Source organism: Corynebacterium minutissimum (assembly GCF_016889765.1).
GTDB classification, from domain to species: Bacteria; Actinomycetota; Actinomycetes; order Mycobacteriales; family Mycobacteriaceae; genus Corynebacterium; species Corynebacterium minutissimum_B.
Map to the genome: position 1 here is coordinate 609,190 of NZ_CP069533.1, position 17,206 is coordinate 626,395.

At 60.8% G+C, this 17,206-nt stretch carries 19 protein-coding genes and 1 tRNA gene; 10 read left to right on the forward strand and 10 right to left on the reverse strand.

Going from position 1 to position 17,206, the window contains the following annotated elements; all coding sequences use genetic code 11:
* Positions 1 to 154: 154 nt before the first annotated feature.
* Positions 155 to 227: transfer RNA gene (locus I6J26_RS02785), tRNA-Asn, on the forward strand.
* Between the two features lie 194 nt (positions 228 to 421).
* On the forward strand, positions 422 to 2,068 hold the full coding sequence (locus I6J26_RS02790) for a histidine-type phosphatase (RefSeq protein ID WP_115023092.1): 1,647 nt from the start codon (positions 422 to 424) through the stop codon (positions 2,066 to 2,068).
* A gap of 65 nt (positions 2,069 to 2,133) precedes the next feature.
* On the opposite strand, the gene I6J26_RS02795 is transcribed toward I6J26_RS02790, so the two are convergent.
* The 4 genes from I6J26_RS02795 to I6J26_RS02810 all read right to left on the reverse strand — a co-directional run bounded on the left by I6J26_RS02795 (position 2,134) and on the right by I6J26_RS02810 (position 5,552).
* Complete coding sequence (locus tag I6J26_RS02795; protein WP_115023094.1) at positions 2,134 to 2,802, reverse strand: DUF1707 SHOCT-like domain-containing protein; 669 nt, start codon at positions 2,800 to 2,802, stop codon at positions 2,134 to 2,136.
* 71 nt (positions 2,803 to 2,873) lie between these two features.
* Positions 2,874 to 4,031: a non-hydrolyzing UDP-N-acetylglucosamine 2-epimerase gene (wecB, locus tag I6J26_RS02800; protein WP_115023096.1), complete on the reverse strand. Its 1,158-nt coding sequence runs from the start codon at positions 4,029 to 4,031 to the stop codon at positions 2,874 to 2,876.
* Positions 4,032 to 4,073: 42 nt separating this feature from the next.
* Positions 4,074 to 5,348, reverse strand: coding sequence for a phosphatase PAP2 family protein (locus tag I6J26_RS02805; RefSeq protein WP_115023098.1), 1,275 nt, complete (start codon positions 5,346 to 5,348; stop codon positions 4,074 to 4,076).
* A gap of 66 nt (positions 5,349 to 5,414) precedes the next feature.
* On the reverse strand, positions 5,415 to 5,552 hold the full coding sequence (locus I6J26_RS02810) for a hypothetical protein (RefSeq protein WP_181815387.1): 138 nt from the start codon (positions 5,550 to 5,552) through the stop codon (positions 5,415 to 5,417).
* Between the two features lie 217 nt (positions 5,553 to 5,769).
* Between I6J26_RS02810 and I6J26_RS02815 the strand changes: the two genes are divergently transcribed.
* Entirely contained in the window at positions 5,770 to 6,054 is a 285-nt protein-coding gene (locus I6J26_RS02815) for a hypothetical protein (protein WP_049157298.1), read from the forward strand.
* A gap of 8 nt (positions 6,055 to 6,062) precedes the next feature.
* On the opposite strand, the gene dnaG is transcribed toward I6J26_RS02815, so the two are convergent.
* A complete protein-coding gene (gene dnaG, locus I6J26_RS02820) occupies positions 6,063 to 7,991 on the reverse strand; it encodes a DNA primase (protein ID WP_115023100.1) in 1,929 nt (642 codons plus the stop codon).
* A 122-nt stretch (positions 7,992 to 8,113) separates the two neighbouring features.
* On the opposite strand from dnaG, the gene I6J26_RS02825 reads away from it, so the two are divergent.
* Both I6J26_RS02825 and I6J26_RS02830 read left to right on the forward strand, forming a co-directional pair.
* Positions 8,114 to 8,593, forward strand: a complete 480-nt coding sequence (locus tag I6J26_RS02825) for a ribonuclease domain-containing protein (RefSeq protein WP_115023102.1) — start codon at positions 8,114 to 8,116, stop codon at positions 8,591 to 8,593.
* Between the two features lie 30 nt (positions 8,594 to 8,623).
* Positions 8,624 to 8,857, forward strand: coding sequence for a hypothetical protein (locus I6J26_RS02830; protein ID WP_039676338.1), 234 nt, complete (start codon positions 8,624 to 8,626; stop codon positions 8,855 to 8,857).
* Here the strand turns inward: I6J26_RS02830 and I6J26_RS02835 are convergent.
* Together I6J26_RS02835 and I6J26_RS02840 are read right to left on the reverse strand one after the other, a co-directional pair.
* Complete coding sequence (locus I6J26_RS02835; protein WP_115023104.1) at positions 8,854 to 10,128, reverse strand: deoxyguanosinetriphosphate triphosphohydrolase; 1,275 nt, start codon at positions 10,126 to 10,128, stop codon at positions 8,854 to 8,856. The two genes, I6J26_RS02830 and I6J26_RS02835, sit on opposite strands and share 4 nt — an antisense overlap.
* A gap of 11 nt (positions 10,129 to 10,139) precedes the next feature.
* On the reverse strand, positions 10,140 to 10,724 hold the full coding sequence (locus tag I6J26_RS02840) for a YdcF family protein (protein ID WP_115023106.1): 585 nt from the start codon (positions 10,722 to 10,724) through the stop codon (positions 10,140 to 10,142).
* 40 nt (positions 10,725 to 10,764) lie between these two features.
* Here I6J26_RS02840 and I6J26_RS02845 point away from each other — a divergent pair, with 40 nt between their 5' ends.
* Positions 10,765 to 12,801 (forward strand): TPM domain-containing protein, encoded by a 2,037-nt coding sequence (locus I6J26_RS02845; protein ID WP_115023108.1) that lies wholly within the window; start codon positions 10,765 to 10,767, stop codon positions 12,799 to 12,801.
* Between the two features lie 305 nt (positions 12,802 to 13,106).
* On the opposite strand, the gene I6J26_RS02850 is transcribed toward I6J26_RS02845, so the two are convergent.
* From I6J26_RS02850 to I6J26_RS02860, 3 genes are read right to left on the reverse strand one after another with little or no spacing between them, the layout of a single operon-like run.
* Positions 13,107 to 13,529, reverse strand: coding sequence for a hypothetical protein (locus I6J26_RS02850; RefSeq protein WP_115023110.1), 423 nt, complete (start codon positions 13,527 to 13,529; stop codon positions 13,107 to 13,109).
* Entirely contained in the window at positions 13,529 to 14,047 is a 519-nt protein-coding gene (locus tag I6J26_RS02855; protein ID WP_115023112.1) for a hypothetical protein, read from the reverse strand. The genes I6J26_RS02850 and I6J26_RS02855 overlap by 1 nt, the downstream gene beginning before the upstream one ends.
* Positions 14,047 to 15,426: a glycine--tRNA ligase gene (locus I6J26_RS02860; RefSeq protein WP_115023114.1), complete on the reverse strand. Its 1,380-nt coding sequence runs from the start codon at positions 15,424 to 15,426 to the stop codon at positions 14,047 to 14,049. Before I6J26_RS02860 ends, I6J26_RS02855 begins: the two co-directional genes overlap by 1 nt.
* A 177-nt stretch (positions 15,427 to 15,603) precedes the next feature.
* On the opposite strand from I6J26_RS02860, the gene I6J26_RS02865 reads away from it, so the two are divergent.
* The 4 genes from I6J26_RS02865 (at position 15,604) to I6J26_RS02880 (ending at position 17,205) form a co-directional block, all read left to right on the forward strand.
* Positions 15,604 to 15,903, forward strand: coding sequence for an ArsR/SmtB family transcription factor (locus I6J26_RS02865; RefSeq protein ID WP_115024418.1), 300 nt, complete (start codon positions 15,604 to 15,606; stop codon positions 15,901 to 15,903).
* Between the two features lie 36 nt (positions 15,904 to 15,939).
* Entirely contained in the window at positions 15,940 to 16,359 is a 420-nt protein-coding gene (locus tag I6J26_RS02870) for a Fur family transcriptional regulator (protein ID WP_115023117.1), read from the forward strand.
* Between the two features lie 198 nt (positions 16,360 to 16,557).
* On the forward strand, positions 16,558 to 17,007 hold the full coding sequence (locus I6J26_RS02875; protein ID WP_115023119.1) for a hypothetical protein: 450 nt from the start codon (positions 16,558 to 16,560) through the stop codon (positions 17,005 to 17,007).
* A gap of 3 nt (positions 17,008 to 17,010) precedes the next feature.
* Positions 17,011 to 17,205, forward strand: a complete 195-nt coding sequence (locus I6J26_RS02880; RefSeq protein WP_070686508.1) for a helix-turn-helix transcriptional regulator — start codon at positions 17,011 to 17,013, stop codon at positions 17,203 to 17,205.
* The last annotated feature ends 1 nt before the right edge of the window (position 17,206 follow it).

Consider the following 17,206-nt stretch of genomic DNA (forward strand, 5'->3'; position numbering starts at 1 on the left):
GTCTAGCCTTGTTTAGGGGTGGGCTTAAAAGATGCCACACTGGGCCGTTTGAAAAAGCGTGCTGTGCTGGCGATTTGTAATCATCATCGCAAACCTTATATAGTTACATCTCGTTGCACCGAGCGAGGTTACTTGCTCAGCAGCATACGCATAATCCTCCATAGCTCAGTTGGCAGAGCATTCGACTGTTAATCGAAGGGTCACTGGTTCGAGCCCAGTTGGAGGAGCAGATAACGCGCTCGTTGACTATAACAGTAGTCAGCGAGTTTTTCTGCTTTTAGGTTCAAGGGCGCTTTCGCGCTCAATGCTGGCCTAGCTCAAAACCAAAGCATATTTAACCTCTCAGAAACTCTGACGAAAGGTTCCTGTTCTACGGTGTCTATGTCTCATCACCGACTACCTCTCGAAGGAGCTTTTTCTCATGCGTATTCGTGCTATCGCACTTGCGACTGCTGTTGCTTGTGCTGTTTCCTCAGCTCCAGCTTTAGCTGCTAATGCTTCGACCTACTACTCCACTAAGCAGCACTATGAGCCGCAAGGTTCTGTCTACGCTGAGGCACCCGCAGGCTTTCACCAGATCTACACGTCAACCGTAAACCGCCACGGTTCCCGTGGCTTGTCCAGCTTCAAGTACGACGACCTAGCACAGCAGATGCTGGAGTACGCCAAGGAACACGACCAGCTCACTGAGTTGGGCGAAAAGCTCATCCCACAGGTTGAAGCCATGATCAGCGTGAACAAAGAACTTGCAGGAGGTACCGGTCAGGAGGCCGGCTATGGCAACCTCACTGTCGTGGGACGTGAGGAGCTGGAGGGCATCGGTCAGCGCAATGCTCAGCGCAACTCCGCATTGATGGACCGCATCGAGAATGATGACCTCAAGGTCAAGTACATTTCTTCCGGCGAAGACCGTGCCAACGACTCCGGTTGGAACTTCGGTAACGCTTGGCTTTCGGAAAATCCTAAACTGTCAGACAATCTTGTCGATGGTATGGAGGACGGCCACGTGACCATTGAGGCTCGGACCGATCTCATGTACGCGCACAAGGATAAGAACGCTCCCTCCTACGAAAAGTACTCGCAGTGGAAAGACTCCGAAACGCTCGACAGTAAGGTTAAAGAGGCTTATGCCAAGCCAGCATCACAGACTGCTGCGCGTAACCTACTGAACAAGATCTTTGCCGACGACTTCATTACAGCCCTAGAAGACGGCTCCATCAGTTTTGTGGGCCGAGAAAAGGACGACAAGACAGTCGAGGGCATTGTGGACGCCGCCCTGCAGTTTTACAACCTGTACATCATTGCCCCCGCTCTTGCCCATGAGGAGAAGACTCCCGCAGAGGGTTGGATCTTTGACCAGTATATGGATGAGGCGAGCGGCCCCACCTTTGCCTACCTCCTCGACGTTGAGGATTACTACCAAAAGGGCCCAGCTATCGAAGGCCAGACGGTGGCCTACGACAACTACGAGCCACTTCTCAAGGAAATGATCCAAGGCGTCAAGGACCGCGCCGAGGGCGGCGACATCGCGGCTGAGTATCGCTTTGGTCATGCGGAAACCATTATCCCTCTGGCAGCTTTGCTGAAGCTCCCTGGTTCGGAGAAGGGCATCCCAGCCGATGAGCTCTACTCGTGGGAAAACTCTGACTGGCGCGGCGACAAGGTTGCGCCGATGGGTGCCAATATTCAGTGGGATGCTTTCCAAACGAGCACGGAGAGACGCTCGTGCGCATGCTGTACAACGAGAAGGAAATCGCCTTCCACGACGGTTGTGAGCCCATTGCTGAGGGGTCGACGTTCTACACCATCGATGAGCTTTCCGAGTGTCTGCCACTTGGCTCAACGTCGGATCACTCCAAGGCCCGTCTCAAGGATGATAAGAATCATGACAACCCGCAGCCGTCACCGTCTGGTGCCGTGTCCTCCAAGGCCGAGGTGTGGGGTGTTGTCGCTGCGGTCATTGGCGCACTGGCAATCGCTGTCGGTACCGCTGCTGCTAACACAGAGCAGATTAAGAGCATCCTCAATAAATATGGAATCCACTTGCCCTTTTAAACTGCGAACCTAGGAGCAACAGAACAAGCTAGGCCCATTAATCCTTTCGGATTTAAGGGCTCGGCTTGTGTCTTGTGGCTAGCGCTTCACCACGTGCACATCCACCCCACCAAAGAGACTGAAGCAGTTCACCACCACTTCTGGGGCGCTGGCGGGTAGGTCGGCGGGGTCGGTGGCTCCTCGCTCAACCTTGATGTCGTGGCCACCGAAAAGGCCTACGCCGCTGACGCGAACACGGAAGCCTTCAGGAACCCGGACATCGACGCCGCCGAATACTCCGACTGCGTTGATTGTGGTGAGGTTTTCCTGAAGTTCTGCTCCGCGTAGGTCCACCTCAGTGCCGCCGAAGATGCCCATGGTGGTGTGATGGGAAGCAATGGGTGTGTTACGGACTGTGGAGCCACCAAAGATGCCTAGGGACATGTTCTTCGCGCCGTGAACAGCCGGCTTAACTTGGGCTAGGGCCCGCTTCACAACTGGGGATCGCTCATGATCGGCGCTAGCAGTGTGGAGTTCGTGGGCGCTGCGCTGCGCGACCTCGTGGCCGCCAAACAGTACGTGTCCGGGGTCTTCGAGGAGGTCTGACACAAGGTCGAGCAATTCGCCACGAGTTGTTGCTTCCGCACAGGCGTCGGAGCGTTCCTCAAATTCGGTGACGCTGAGTTGGCCCACTGCCATCGCATCGGCCAAGATTTGAGAAGTTGTGGTGCGCTGGGGGTTTGTGCACTTAATGTCGCGTGATTCCATACCTTCATGTTACGTGGCGTCACGCATGACTGTGCGGGAAAGAACGGTGGTCTCCCCCGCGCAGTCTCAGGTTAGGCCTCGATATCGGGTGCGAAATCAGGAAGGCGCTCGCCCACGCCGAGAAGTTCCGCAATGGCTGCCACGGCACGCTCAGCGCCCTTGCCATCGCCGTACGGGTTGACGGCGTTGGCCATAGCGTCGTAGGCAGCGGAGTCATCAAGAAGCAGCTTGGCTTCCGCCACGATAAGGCTACGGTTAGTGCCCACCAGCTTCACAGTGCCGGCGACAACGGCTTCGGGGCGCTCAGTGTTCTGGCGCATGACCAGAACGGGCTTGCCCAACGCCGGGGCTTCCTCCTGGACTCCGCCGGAGTCTGTCAAAATGATGGTGGCGCGGTCAAGCAGCTTGGTGAACTGGTCATACGGCAGCGGGTCCGTGATGATGACGTTAGGTAGGGACTCAACCTCCGGAAGCACGGCCTCACGGACTTTGGGGTTGAGGTGCAGTGGCAGAACGAAGTTGATGTCCGGGTAAGTCTCTGCCAAGTCCTTGACAGCGCCGCCGATTTCCTTCATAGCCTCGAGGTTCTCGCGACGGTGGGTGGTAACAACGACGAGGCGCTTGTCGGATGCTGCGGCTTCCTGGAGTGCTGCATCTTCAAACTCAGTGTTCCAGCTAGCGGCCTCTAGCAGAGCATCAATGACGGTGTTACCGGTGACCGCAATGTCCTTAGAGCGAACATTCTCGCGACGTAGGTTTTCCATCGACCCTGCCGTGGGTGCGAGGTGCAGCTCAGCTACCTGGCCAATGAGTTTGCGGTTAGCCTCCTCCGGGAAGGGCGAGTGAATGTCACCGGTACGCAGACCAGCTTCCAGGTGCACGATCTTTACACCACGGTGGAAACCCGCAAGCGCAGCGGTCATTGCCGTGGAAGTATCACCTTGAGAGATAATGACGTCCGGCTGTTCGGCATCGATAACCTCATCCAGCCCCATAAGAGCGCGGGAGACAATCTCATTCAGGCTCTGCCCGGGCTTCATCAGCTGCAGGTCCAGCTTTGGCTCAATACCAAACATGGTGTTGACCTGCTCCAGCATCTCACGGTGCTGGCCCGTAGAAACAGCTACCGATTCGAAACGCTCGTCCTTCTCCAGAGCCTTAATGACCGGCGCCACCTTGATTGCCTCCGGGCGGGTTCCATACACGGTCATGATCTTCGGCTTAGACATAAACTTCCTTCATTCTTACCGGGAGAGACTTTCTTTAAAAGTCTACAGTGCTTCTGCTACGTGGACATTTCCATCTTCGTCCACAGCCACCTGCGCGCCCAACGCCTTCACCAGGTTGATGCGCTGCCACGAACCGCTTGCGCCCTGCCAATCCAGTGGGGTTCCGGGCGCGGTGGCGGTTTGACGGAGGACGTCGGCGCGCTGTTCGTAGTTGAGGTTGGGGTGGGCTGCCTCAAGGAGAACGGGCGCAGCTTTCGGGACAATCATGGGCGCGTCCGGGTGGTAGATGGTGCTCAGGCCGTAGTCAGCCATGGGCGCATAGCGCTCGGCGGCCTGGGTGGCGGTGGCGTAGGTGGTGCCAGCGGCGTTCTGCTCGTTCACGAGGGTGGCAATGTCCTTGCCGGTGCGCCACTGGATCTCAGCACGGATTTCGGCCTCGGCTTGGTGCAGGGCATCGCGCATGCGGGGATCGTTGAGGCGGTCGGCGGCAGCAGCCAGGCCGGTCATGCGGCCACCGATGACGTCGAGCGGCGAATGCACACCCATGACCACGCGGTGATTACCTGCCTCAGCGCCACGCAGGGCCAGCTGGGGACCAACCTCCGGGAGCATGGTGGCCAATAGCGTGGTGACCCACACCGCTTGGTTGGTATGGCCGGAGGGGAAGGCTGGGGAATCCAGGTAGTAGTTCTTGGTGCCGTCGTTGTAGCGCTTGATGCGGTCCGGAGCCTGCTGGAAAGGTCGCGCTGCTTTGAAGTAGTGCTTTTCGGCAAAGGTAGAGCTGGCCAACCCACCCGCGCGGGCAAGGTAGCCATTGCCCAGAAGGTACTCAGTTTTAGGCAGACGGTGCTCCGCCAAAGCATCACGGAAGGCTTGGCCCAGTTCCGGCCCCATAGCATCGGAGACCGCGGCCATGACGCCATCGGTGTCCGCGGCGGCGTCGCGTTGGGCGCGGGCGATGAGGGTGGCGTCACCAGCCGCGGCGTTGTTGATGGCCACGGCTTTATCGAGGTCCTCAGCCATGGTGGTGGGGTTGGTCTTGATGTCGTCGTAAAGCCGCACCACTTCCCAGTACACGCCGTACTGATAGGACGAGACATCGGAGGGAAAACCCACGAGGTAGTCCGGGGTAAAGGGCTGGGGTGTGGGTGCGCCGGGGTGCTGTACTGGTGCTTCACCGGTGCTTGAGCCCGTCATGGGATCTGCGAGCGCGGGGATGGTGAAGGGAAGGTCGGCCGCCAAGGCTGCGGGCGGGGCGGAGGTGACCACCAGCACGGCGGCAATCGGGGCCGCCAGCGCGCGGGAAAATGTAGGCATAAGGGATTTCTTACACCCTGCAGGTGTCCGCGACGTGACGGGAAGGTAAACGGCGATGGTGCGCCACTAGTCTTCCGCGGCGCTGACCTCGCGAATTTCCTCCGGGCAGGCAGCGCGGGTTTCTGCAGGGTTCAGGCTGGCGGTAAGAAGTGCCGCCATCGCCACGGCTGCCGACGCCGCATGCGTTCTCTTCGAATTCTCCACACATTTAACCTAACGTGAGGTGGGCCGCAGGGGAAGTCCTCAGCGGAAAACTATTCTCCACTCCCCACATAGCCTTACTTTGCGGGCTCGCAGCAGGTAGGCTGTGCCTCAGACGTGTACGTGCCAGCACAGCCGCCTGCGCGCGTACTGTGAACGCTGATGTGAACGCCACCGCTGGTACTCGTTGCCGGCTGAAGAAGGGGATGACTAGTTTCCAATGATCCAATTTGTTGTGGGCGCTGCCGCCGGATATGTCTTTGGAACCAAGGCTGGGCGCAAGCGCTACCACCAAATTAAGGGCGCTTATGAAAAGGCCGTGAACTCCCCTGTCACCAAATCCGCGGTGCGTTCGGCACGCAAGGCTGTGGCCAACCGCTTGGATCCGGACCCGCGCATGCGCGAGCTGAAGGACTACAACAAAGGGAAGCGCGGTAAGCGTGGCGCCAGCGGCACCGCGGATGGAATGACGGCGGACCGGATTTACGAGCCGGACGAGGATTAACGCGCTGATTAGCGCACGCCGCGGAAGGCGCGGTCATTGAGCTCGCGGCGAGCTTGCTCGAGGGCGACGAGGTCCGCGAAGAGTGAGTTATAGGACTCTTCGTCGTCCGAGGGGCGCATGCGGCCTAGTTGTGCCTTGAGCTGGGCCACTTGGTCGCCCACCCGGGCTTCCTGAAGTCGCGAGAGCACGGAATCGGCGTAGGCCTCCAGATCGGTATCGGGGTTGCCGGTCTCGCCCAGCTTGATGGGTTCCACGGCGAGCTCAGAGACGAAGTTGCGGGCCATAAGATCCGGCATCTCCCCGGCCACGGCGGCGAGCCACTCCACGCCGGGCTGTTCAGCACCGGCGGTCACGCCACCGAGGGTGGAGATGGCTTGGCGCACGGTGCGGTAAGCCTCGTTGGAATAGGCATCCTCCGTGATGCCATCGAAGTAGCTGCCGGCAATCTGCGGGTACTGCAGGGCCAGCTTGAGGGCCTCGCGCTGTGGCCACAGGTGGGGCTCACGGGGGCCGGGGATGTGCATGACGGGGGCAGCGGACTGCGCGGGTGCTGAGGACGTTTCCTCCAGACTGGCAAAACGCGGGCGCTCCTGTTTTTTAGGTTTGCGGGCCTCCTGGCGTACTTGGTGGAGGACTTCCTCCGGGTCCGGCCAGCCTACCCACCCGGCGAGGCGGCGGGCGTACTCGCGCTGCAGAGGTTGGTCCCGGATCTGGGCCACGACTGGCACGGCGCGGCGCAGGGCTTGGAGGCGGCCTTCGGCCGAGTCGATGCTGAAGTCTGAAATGACCGAACGGATGACGAACTCAAACATTGGGATGCGGTCCGCCACGAGGTCGCGCACGGCGGCATCGCCGCGCTCAAGGCGAAGGTCGCACGGGTCCATGCCGTCGGGAGCAACGGAGACAAAGGACTGGCCGGTGAACTTCTGCTCACCCTCGAAGGCGCGCATGGCGGCCTTCTGGCCGGCCTCATCACCATCGAAGGTGTAAATGAGCTCGCCGTGGAAGTAGGAATCATCGAGCATGAGCCGGCGCAGCACCTGGAGGTGATCGCCGCCGAAGGCGGTGCCGCAGGAGGCCACGGCCGTCTTCACGCCGGCGGCATACATGGCCATGACATCCGTGTAGCCCTCCACCACCACGGCTTGGTGCTGCTCCGCGATGTTGCGCTTGGCCAAATCCAGGCCGAAGAGCACCTTGGACTTGCGGTAAAGCATGGTTTCGGGCGTGTTCATGTACTTGCCCAGCTTGTCATCGTCGAAAAGCTTGCGGGCGCCAAAGCCGATGACATTGCCGGAGAGATCCTTAATGGGCCACAGCAGGCGGCGGTGGAAGCGGTCAATCGGGCCGCGCTTGCCCATTTTCGAGATTCCGGCGGCCTCCAGCTCTTCGAAGGAAAATCCCATGCGCAGCAAGTGCTTGGTGGCGGTATCCCAGCCCTCAGGCGCATATCCACATTCAAAGTCATAGATGATGTCCTTGGAAAAGCCTCGGTCCAGCAGGAACTCACGGCCGGTTGCCGCCTGCGGGGTTTCTAACTGTTGGCGGTAGAACTCATGCGCGGCCTTGTTGGCGGCGATAAGCCTCTGGCGGGTTCCGGGCTTTTCATCACGAGCACCGGTGGAGCCGCCTTGATAGTTGATGTGGTAGCCGATTTTTTGGGCTACCGCCTCCACGGCTTCCGGGAAGGTGACCTGTTCCATCTCCATGAGGAAGCTAAAAACATCGCCGCCTTTGCCCGTGGAAAAGCAGTGATAATAGCCGCGCTGCGGGCGCACGTGGAAGGACGGAGTCTTCTCATCTTTGAAGGGGCTCAGCCCCTTCAAAGAGTCGTAGCCAGCGGGTTTGAGCTGGACGTATTCGCCCACGATTTCTTCAATAGGCGCGCGTTCACGGATAGCTTGGATGTCGCTGTCCGGAATTCTGCCTCGTGCCATGCGTACAGAGTACCCCGCGCGGTGGCGGCGGAGCCATCGATGGCCATGAAGCCGTCCGCGCGGCTTACAGTACGCGCGGACGGGATTTCAGTTTCGGCCCTATAGCTGCAATGATGGGAGGCATGTCCCAGTCCTCCCCCTCCAGGAAATCACTGCCTGCTCTCATCGGTGGTGCAGTGCTCGTGCTCGTTGCGGGTTATTTTGGCATCGACCTCGGGAGCAGCAACGGCGGCCAGACGGAGCAGGCCTCGGAGAAGGGGGATAAGGGGGACGTCGCCAAGCATGGCTCCGAGGAGGATGACCTGCCCACCTGCGCTATGGACTCCCTGCCCGAGCAGGCGGAGGAGACCGCACAGGACATTCTGGCCGGCGGGCCCTATGACTATCCGGACAATGACAACGTGCGCTTTGGCAATTATGAGGGCGTGCTGCCGCAGCAGGATAAGAATTATTATCGCGAATACACGGTGGATACCCCGGGCATCGGGCACCGCGGCGCTAAGCGCATCGTCACTGGTGGTGGCAGCGAGACGGACCCGGACGTGTGGTACTACACCGATGACCACTACGAGAGCTTCTGCACGATTCCGGACGCCGAATAGTGCGTAAGAACTGAAGGATTTTTAACAAGCATGGACCGCATTCTCATTACGGAGGCTATCCGCAGCCGCGAGGATTTCTATGGTGCGCTGGGCCGTCTGCGCAGCAATGCGGCGGGGGCGCCGCACAACCTCGATGACCTCGCGGATTTCTTGCGGGAGCAGCACATTCAGGCGATTATCGCCGCCGACTTTGACCTAGAGCAGGATGACTTGTCGCGGATTTCCTCGGTGTTGGAGGATCAGGGCGTAGCGCTCGTGCGTTAGCTAAGGAATCCGAAGAGCTCGGCGCTGCGCTGGGCTAGTCGCTCGAGGCGGGATTCTGTCATGGAGGCGATCTGGTCGATGATGGCGCGGTCGCGCCCCAGATCGGTCTCGGCCTGGTTCCACCACAGGGCAAAGGTGGCGTCCAGCGAGCCGGGGGCGCCGGCGACGAGGTAGTCGTAGACGCGGTAGATGCGCTCGCGCTGGCGGTCTTGGCGGGCAAGGTGGGCAGGTTCGTCCATGACGTAGAGGACGGCGATGGTCTTGAGCAAGGTGACCTCCGCGACCGCTCCTGGCGGGACGTGGAGGTCACCATTCATGCGGCCGAGCGGACCGTCATTGGCTTCTAGTGTGGCGGAGACGGTAGCGCCTACGTAGCGGCCGACGAGCTCGGAGGTCATCTTCTTTAAGTTGGTATAGGAGCGCAGGGAATAGTCGAAGTTGCCGATGGCATTGATGATGTCCAGTTGGCGCAGGCGGTCAGCGGCCTCGAGGAGCTCGTCGGCGGTGCCGCCGAAGGCCTTGGCGCCCTTGTCCGCCAGCTGTGCGAGTTCCACAAGGTCCCACAAAACGCCCAGTGAGATGCGGCGGGAGATGATGCCGTCTTCGACGTCGTGGACGGAATAAGCGATGTCATCTGACCAATCCATCACCTGGGCTTCCATGGACTTGCGCTGGTCAGTGTGGCCCTGGCGGAGCCACTGCAGTACGTCCGCGTCCTCGTCATAAGCGCCGTATTTGCGGTTGAGTGTGCCGTCGGGGTTGGTCTTGGTCCAGGGGTATTTGCAGGCGGCATCGAGCGAGGCGCGGGTGAGGTTGAGGCCATAGCTGCTCAGGCCTTGAGGTGTCTCGAGGACGACTTTGGGTTCCAGCTTGGTGAGGATGCGCAGGGTTTGGGCGTTGCCTTCGAAGCCGCCGAGAGCTACCTCGTTGAGGGCGTTCTCACCGTTGTGGCCGTAGGGCGGGTGGCCGATGTCATGGGTCAGACCGGCCATATCGCACAGATCGGGGTCTAGGCCCAAGCCAGCGCCGATGCTGCGCGCAATCTGACTGACCTCTAAGGAGTGGGTCAGGCGGGTACGCGGGGTATCGCCGTCGCGGGGGCCAACGACTTGCGTCTTATCCGCCAGGCGGCGCAGGGCCGCCGAGTGCAGGACGCGGGCGCGGTCCCGGGAGAAGGCGCCGCGGTGCTCCTCGGTGGAACTTAGGGCTGAGCCTTTGGGGCTCTCGGCGGCCAAGCGGGCGACGTCATCGGCGGAATAGTTGTAGCTCACGGGGCTTTAGTTTAGGCGCTGTCCCTATCTTGCTGGGGCTGCCTCGCGCCAATGACGCGGTGGCGCAGAGCCTGGTTGGGGCGGATGATGCGCTCGATGCGGTAGAAGGCCGTGCGCAATCCGGCGGAGCGCTCCTCCCCTACGACGGTGCGCAGGCCCAAATAGATAAGCCCGCCGACCTCGTGGGCTAGATAGCGCCACCACGGGATGGAAAAACGCGGCGAGGGGTAATAAGGCGTGCCGAGGACGGTGGCCGTGATTCCTTCCTGGCGGGCGATGAGGAAGGTGCGCAGGCGATGGAGCGGATCGGTGACGATGACGGCCTCGCGCACGTTGAGCTTCTCACGCGCGGCAACCAGCGAGCTGCGGGTGTCGAGGCCTTCGGTGAGGGCGGTGACGTTAAGGGGGACGTCGGCAAGCATGGCTCGTGCTACCCCCGCCTCCGTGAACCTATCTCCGGGCAAGTTCCCTCCCACGGTGATGATGGGGAGATTGTGCGCGGTGGCATACTCGGCGGCGTAGCGCACGCGACCGGCCAGGATGCGGGAGGGGCGGCCGTCGTACTGCGCGGCGCCTAAGACAATGACGTATTTCACTGTCTTACTACCTTAGCGCCGGGAAGGTATCGTGGTGCGCATGACTACTGCTGCTCGTATTGGCCGCGCTGCCCTCGCCGCCCTCGTGTTGGGGTGCGCGACGGCTGGGCCTGCTCTGGCCACAGAATTCGTTATTGCCGCACCTGAGGCCGCCTCGCTCAAGGACAAGGTGACGGATGAGGCTGGGGTGCTCTCGAGCTCGGAGAAGTCCGAGTTGGAGGACAAGATTGTCAAGCTGCAGCAGGAACACCACGTGGTGGTTTTCGTTGTCTTCGCCTCCTCCTTGCCGGAAGGTGCGGAGGCCTACGCGGGTGAGATTGTGAAGGCCAAGGGCCCGAATTCTGCTGCCTATGTGGTGGGCGTGGAGGATTCCACGATGGGCGTGCAGACCGGTAAAGAGTGGCCGCGCGGGCGTCTGGATGCGATGTATGACGCGGCGTACGGCAAGCTTGCGGGTGGCCGCGAGTATGGGGCGTCGGCGCTGGCGCTTGTCGACGCTGCCTCGTCCGGCTCTTCCGGCTCCTCTGGTTCTGCTGGCTCCTCCGACGGCTCCGGTGGCAATGGTGGGCTGTGGCTGGCTGGTGGCGCCGGTGCCTTGGTGGTGGCTGGTGGCGGCATTGCGGCGGCTAGCCGGCGCAAAACCAAAAAGGACTCGGCAGCCGCGTTGGAATCCGCGCGCCAGATTGAGCCGGGGAATACCTCGCAGCTCGACCGCCTGGATCTGGCCACTCTGTCTCAGCTGGCACAAGAGGAGTTGGTCTCTACCGACGAGTCCATCCGCCGTGGCAAGGAAGAGCTCGATATCGCGGTATCCGAATTCGGCCCGGAGCGAACCCGCCCGTTCACGCGCGCGATGAACCACTCCACGCTGACTTTGCAAAAGGCCTTCCAGTTGCAGCAGCAGCTCAATGACAACCTGCCGAAAACTGAGGGTGAGCGCCGCCAGATGCTGGTGGAGATTATTTCCTCTTGTGGCCAGGCTGACGATGCCCTCGACGCGCAGGCAGCGGACTTCGCCCAGATGCGTGACCTGCTGATTAACGCCGGCTCGAAACTCGATGAACTCACGCGCCGCACGGTGGATCTGCGTGGCCGCTTGCCTCAGGCTCGTACCACCTTGTCCACCCTTGGCGGTTCCTATTCCGAGGAGGCATTGTCCTCCATCGCGGATAATCCGGAGATGGCGGAGGTCTCGCTCTCCGAGGCCGAGAAGTTACTCGAGCGCGGCCGTTCGCTCCAGTCCCAGCCTGCCGGCCAGCAGGGGCCGCTCGTGGGTATTATTCGCGATGCCGAACATGCCCTTGAGGTCTCTGACCGGTTGCTCACCGGTGTGGAGAACGCCGAGAACTCCATCGCTTCTGCCAAGGACAACCTGCCGGCGCTCATCGATGAAGTCGAGGGCGAAATCGCCGAAGCCCAGCAGCTGGAACAGCAGGGCAAGGCCCAGGGCTCGCCTGCCGATTGGTCCGCGCTGGAGGACTTGCTCTCCACGGCGCGGGCCGCCGTGGACCAGGCGCACAACAACGGCCAGGCTGACCCGTTGGGCCAGTACACCGCGCTGACGGCTATCGATACCAAGCTCGACGAGCAACTCGACACCGTCCGCGAAACCAATTCCACTCGTGAGCGCCAGATCGCGCTCTACCGTCAACAAATCGCCGCGGCGGAATCCGCCATCCAGGCAGCCGAGGACCTGCTCTCCTCCCGTGGCCGCGTGGTGGGTCCCGATGCGCGTGTGGCTCTTGCCGATGCCACCCGCCTCTACGCTCAAGCCCAGAATTCCGCATCCAAGGACCTGCGTGCGGCGCTCAACTTCTCCCGCGATGCGGCTGCGGCTGCCCAGACCTCGCTGAGGCGCGCCAAGGCGGACCTGGAGGCGTATCGCCGCCAGGAGCAGCGCCGCCAAGCCACCGATGCTGCGGGCAATATCCTCACCGGCATGGTGCTGGGCCAGGTCCTCGGCGGCGGCAGCTCTCGCGGCCACAGCGGTGGTTTCGGCGGCGGCTTCGGCGGTGGTGGCTTCGGCGGTGGTTTCTCCGGTGGTGGCGGTGGCGGTTTCCGCGGCGGCTCCTTCTAGCCGCGCCTTGCGATTTCTACTCAGCTCCTTCCAGCCGCCCCGCATTCACCCGGCGGCTCGGACTTGGTATGGGTCCCAGCCCCGCCTCTGGGTCTGGATCTGGGGGTTGGGGGACACAGTGCACGGGCGGCATGCCGCACAAGGCATCTGCTAGAAGGCGTTTTCACAGCTGAAAACGCCTTTTACTGCCTCTACATGGCATTTTCACGCCCAAAGATGCCTTTTGGCGGATGCCCTTTGCCACTTGCCTTCTACCAAGTGCCTTGAGCCAGGTGCCTTGCGCCAGCGAAGCTGCGAGTGGGGATTTAGGTGCGTAAGGGGCGGGTGGAGCCGTCGAGAAGCAGGCAGCAGTAGCTGGTGAAGGCGGCGTCCGTGAGAGGTAGTGTGCCCACCGCAACCTCGAGGTCTCGGCCCCGCGGGGTGGTGCGGGCAACCTCGGTGGCGGTGCCAGACACAGCGAGGATGCGGCGTTCGCGGCGGAAAGGGTTCGTGCGCTCGAGCAGGTACTCGCGCCCCTGACAGACCGCGCGTAGCTTTTTCACCGTGAAGGAAACTTGCTCCGCCGAAAAGTCGGGTCCGCGCACGCTAAAGCTGCGCGCGTCCGGGACGTGCTCAAAGGTGATGGTGGTGCCCGATCCGGGCAGCAGCAGGCCCGTCGGATTCACGCGGCCGATGACCTCGCCAGCGCCATCGACCAACGCCCCGTCGCACCACACCCAGCGCTGCATTAGATCAGCACCGTGATGATGGCGACGATGGACAACAGCACCAGCGTTGCGATGATGGGAATCGCGGTGCGCTGCGTGCGCGCTTCCAAGATGATGCGCGTAAACCAGCTCAAACCTGCGATTTCCCCGTCATCGAGGTCACCGGAGTCGGAGCTGTTCTCGCCCTCGAATTCGAGGATGGCCTTGCGCACACCGGAGTTCTTGGAGGAGAACTGGGCCACCTTGACTCCTGAGCTGTCCTCGACAATCCAGTCGCCGCCGGCCTCGTTGATGAAGGCGAAGGTACGCCCATCGAGCGAGGCCTCTAGGCGCTTGTCACGCTTAACGTTGCCGGCGAGGCGGTAGACGCGGTCATCCTCCAAGGTAATGGAAGCACCCAAATCATCGAGGGCCAAGCGCCAGTGGTCACCGTCCACGTCGGCCGAGCGTTCCTGGAATACACCCAGCGATGCTGGCCCCTCCTCCACGAGGAGGACGGGGTTCTGGCGATCACTGCGGTCCCAGCTGGTGTAGTGCATTAGCAGCCAATCAGGCGGGCTGCCAGGTAAGCCTCAAGCTCATCGAGCTTGACGCGCTCCTGCTCCATGGAGTCACGTTCGCGCACGGTGACCGCGTTGTCCTCGAGAGTGTCGAAGTCAAAGGTCACGCAGAAGGGTGTGCCGATTTCGTCCTGGCGGCGGTAGCGGCGGCCAATAGCACCAGAAACATCGAACTCAACGTTCCAATGTGCGCGCAGCTTGTTGGCCAGCTCGCGAGCCGGGGTGGACAGCTCTTCCTTCTTCGACAGCGGAAGCACGGCCACCTTAACCGGAGCCAGACGGCGGTCCAGGCGCAGAACCACGCGCTTATCGGTGCCGCCCTTGGCGTTCGGGGCTTCCTCTTCATCGTAGGCATCGATGAGGAAGGCCATCATGGCGCGGCCCAGGCCAGCGGCCGGCTCGATGACGTACGGGGTCCAGCGCTCGCCGGCCTCCTGGTCAAAGTAGGACAGGTCCTCACCGGAGCCCTTCGCATGCACGGACAGGTCGTAGTCCGTACGGTTGGCCACGCCTTCCAGCTCGCCCCACTTGGACCCCTTGAAGTTGTAGGCGTACTCCACGTCCACAGTGCGCTTGGAGTAGTGGGAGAGCTTCTCCTGCGGGTGCTCGTAGAGGCGCAGGTTCTCCTTCTTAATACCGAGGTCGATGTACCAGTTGAAGCGGTCATCAATCCAGTACTGGTGCCATTCTTCGTCCTCGCCCGGCTTGACGAAGAACTCCATCTCCATCTGCTCGAACTCGCGAGTACGGAAGATGAAGTTACCCGGAGTGATCTCGTTGCGGAAGGACTTACCGATGTTCGCGATGCCAAACGGCGGCTTCATACGCGACGACGTCATGACGTTCTTGAAGTTGACGAAGATACCCTGCGCGGTCTCCGGGCGCAGATAGTGCAGGCCCTGCTCATCGTCGACCGGGCCCAGGAAGGTCTTGAGCAGGCCAGAGAAGGCCTTCGGCTCCGTCCAGTCACCCGGCTGGCCGGTCTCCGGGTCATTGATGTCCGCCAAGCCGTTTGCCGGCTCGTGGCCGTGCTTTTCCTCGTAGGCCTCAATGAGGTGGTCAGCGCGGTAGCGCTTACCGGTGTGCTTGGACTCCACCAGTGGGTCGGTGAAGACCTCGACGTGGCCGGAGGACACCCAGACTTGGCGCGGCTGGATGACGGAGGTGTCTACACCCACGACGTCATCGCGGGACTGCACCATGTGGCGCCACCACTGACGCTTGATGTTTTCCTTCAGCTCGACACCCAGCGGGCCATAGTCCCACGCAGAGCGGGAACCGCCATAAATTTCACCTGCCTGGTAGACCAAGCCGCGGCGCTTACACAGGCTGACAACAGTATCAATGACGGATGCCATGGTTAGTGGGACTCCTCTGGTAGGGGACAGTCTTTTACAATGCGAACTAGTCTAGCGTGCGCCAACCTGCTCCGCGCCCTCACCCCACAAGTGTGGTGTATTCTATACACGTTTTCGCATTCTTCGGCTATAGTATATATATCTCTACCTCTATAGAAACGATCGAAAGTGAACGGCGTGAATACCACTCCTGAAGCCCCTCTCTCCTTTGATATCGATGCCGCCACGACGGTCATCAGTGCTTTAGATTCACCTTTGCGTATCGATATCATTCAGCGCCTAGCTGAGCGCGATCACTATGTGCACGAGCTCGTTGCCGCAACGGGTAAGTCGCAGCCACTTATAAGCCAACACCTGCGCGTTCTCAAACGCGCGAACATTGTGGATAGCGAACGTTTGGGTCGCGAGGTGCGCTACAGCTTGGCGGCTCCTAAGGTGTTGCCGCTGCTTGCCGACGCTGCCCTGGCCACCACCTAATACCCTTATTGAAAGTGTATTGATAGGCTAAGCAGCATGGCCATCCACGACAGCATCCCGAAGCTCGGCGCGCGCAATACCCGTCAGCGCACCGCTGTGGTCGAGGTCCTTCGGAAGCTCGACAAGTTCGCGTCCGCCAAGGACATTCACCAGGCGCTTATCGACGACCACCAGAAGGTCGGCCTCACCACCGTCTACCGCACGCTGCAATCACTCTCTGAGATCGATGCGGTTGATGCGCTCCATATGCCTTCCGGCGAGACGCTGTACCGACATTGCGACACCGATGCCCATCACCACCATTTGGTGTGTACCAGGTGTGGCCGCACCGAAGAAATCGACGGCGGCCCCATCGAGCAGTGGGCCTCCTCGGTAGCCAAGGAACACGGCTTTGAGCTCACCGGGCACGATGCCGAGATCTTCGGCACGTGTGCCGAGTGCTCCGCAGCATCCTAAGCACACCTTCTTAACAGAGAACCTTCCACCTCAGCCCGCCCTATCGTTGTGGCGGAGCTGAGGTTTTTCTTTGCCCTTTACCTGCGGCAACTCCATTTCCTCCATCAAATAAAGTAAAGCACCCTTTACAGTAAAGCGTGCTTGACATATGATGTGCGTAAAGCACGCTTTACAGCCGTCACTGATAGGAGGAACTTTATGCCCACTTCTCGCTTTGGCCGCCCCAAGTGGGGCGGTACCCAAACCACACTCATCGCCCTATCCCTGGCCGCGGGCCTCGTTCTCGCCACGGTTGCCGGAGCTGCCATTGCGGCCTTCGTGCACCAGGAAGCACCGTGGCTAGCTTTTATGGTCTACGCTTTGTGCCTTCTCCCCGTAACCACTGTAGCTAGCTGGGCTTTCATGGTGGATCGTTCCACTATTCGGGGTGCTACCCCAGACCCGGAGAATTCTATCGAGTCTCACTGGTATTCACAGGCTTCCGAAAACACCCTGCATGCCATGCTCTTTGCCATCGGTGGACTCGGCATCGTCTCGTCCATCTGGGAATTCAGCGTCTCCGGTCCCCTGCTCACGATCATTCTGGGCGCCTTCGTTACTGGTACCTTTGGCATTAGCTATCTCGCTCACAAGCAGGCGGCGAGCTAAGCCGTGGATAACCGCCTCAAAGAGATACGCGAACAACGCGGGCTCTCGCAACAAGGCCTCGCCACCGAATTGGGAGTCTCGCGCCAAACCATCATCAGCATTGAAAAGGGGCGCTACGATCCTTCGCTTCCCCTCGCCTTTCAGATTGCGCGCCACTTTTCCTGCCGCATCGAGGACATCTTTATCCCAGATGTCTAGG

Coding starts and splice junctions, on each gene's coding strand:
- I6J26_RS02790 (WP_115023092.1), top strand. CDS start 422: ATGCGTATTCGTGCTATCGCACTTGCGACTGCTGTTGCTTGTGCTGTT.
- I6J26_RS02795 (WP_115023094.1), bottom strand. CDS start 2,802: ATGGAATCACGCGACATTAAGTGCACAAACCCCCAGCGCACCACAACT.
- wecB (WP_115023096.1), bottom strand. CDS start 4,031: ATGTCTAAGCCGAAGATCATGACCGTGTATGGAACCCGCCCGGAGGCA.
- I6J26_RS02805 (WP_115023098.1), bottom strand. CDS start 5,348: ATGCCTACATTTTCCCGCGCGCTGGCGGCCCCGATTGCCGCCGTGCTG.
- I6J26_RS02815 (WP_049157298.1), top strand. CDS start 5,770: ATGATCCAATTTGTTGTGGGCGCTGCCGCCGGATATGTCTTTGGAACC.
- dnaG (WP_115023100.1), bottom strand. CDS start 7,991: ATGGCACGAGGCAGAATTCCGGACAGCGACATCCAAGCTATCCGTGAA.
- I6J26_RS02825 (WP_115023102.1), top strand. CDS start 8,114: ATGTCCCAGTCCTCCCCCTCCAGGAAATCACTGCCTGCTCTCATCGGT.
- I6J26_RS02830 (WP_039676338.1), top strand. CDS start 8,624: ATGGACCGCATTCTCATTACGGAGGCTATCCGCAGCCGCGAGGATTTC.
- I6J26_RS02845 (WP_115023108.1), top strand. CDS start 10,765: ATGACTACTGCTGCTCGTATTGGCCGCGCTGCCCTCGCCGCCCTCGTG.
- I6J26_RS02850 (WP_115023110.1), bottom strand. CDS start 13,529: ATGCAGCGCTGGGTGTGGTGCGACGGGGCGTTGGTCGATGGCGCTGGC.
- I6J26_RS02855 (WP_115023112.1), bottom strand. CDS start 14,047: ATGCACTACACCAGCTGGGACCGCAGTGATCGCCAGAACCCCGTCCTC.
- I6J26_RS02860 (WP_115023114.1), bottom strand. CDS start 15,426: ATGGCATCCGTCATTGATACTGTTGTCAGCCTGTGTAAGCGCCGCGGC.
- I6J26_RS02870 (WP_115023117.1), top strand. CDS start 15,940: ATGGCCATCCACGACAGCATCCCGAAGCTCGGCGCGCGCAATACCCGT.
- I6J26_RS02875 (WP_115023119.1), top strand. CDS start 16,558: ATGCCCACTTCTCGCTTTGGCCGCCCCAAGTGGGGCGGTACCCAAACC.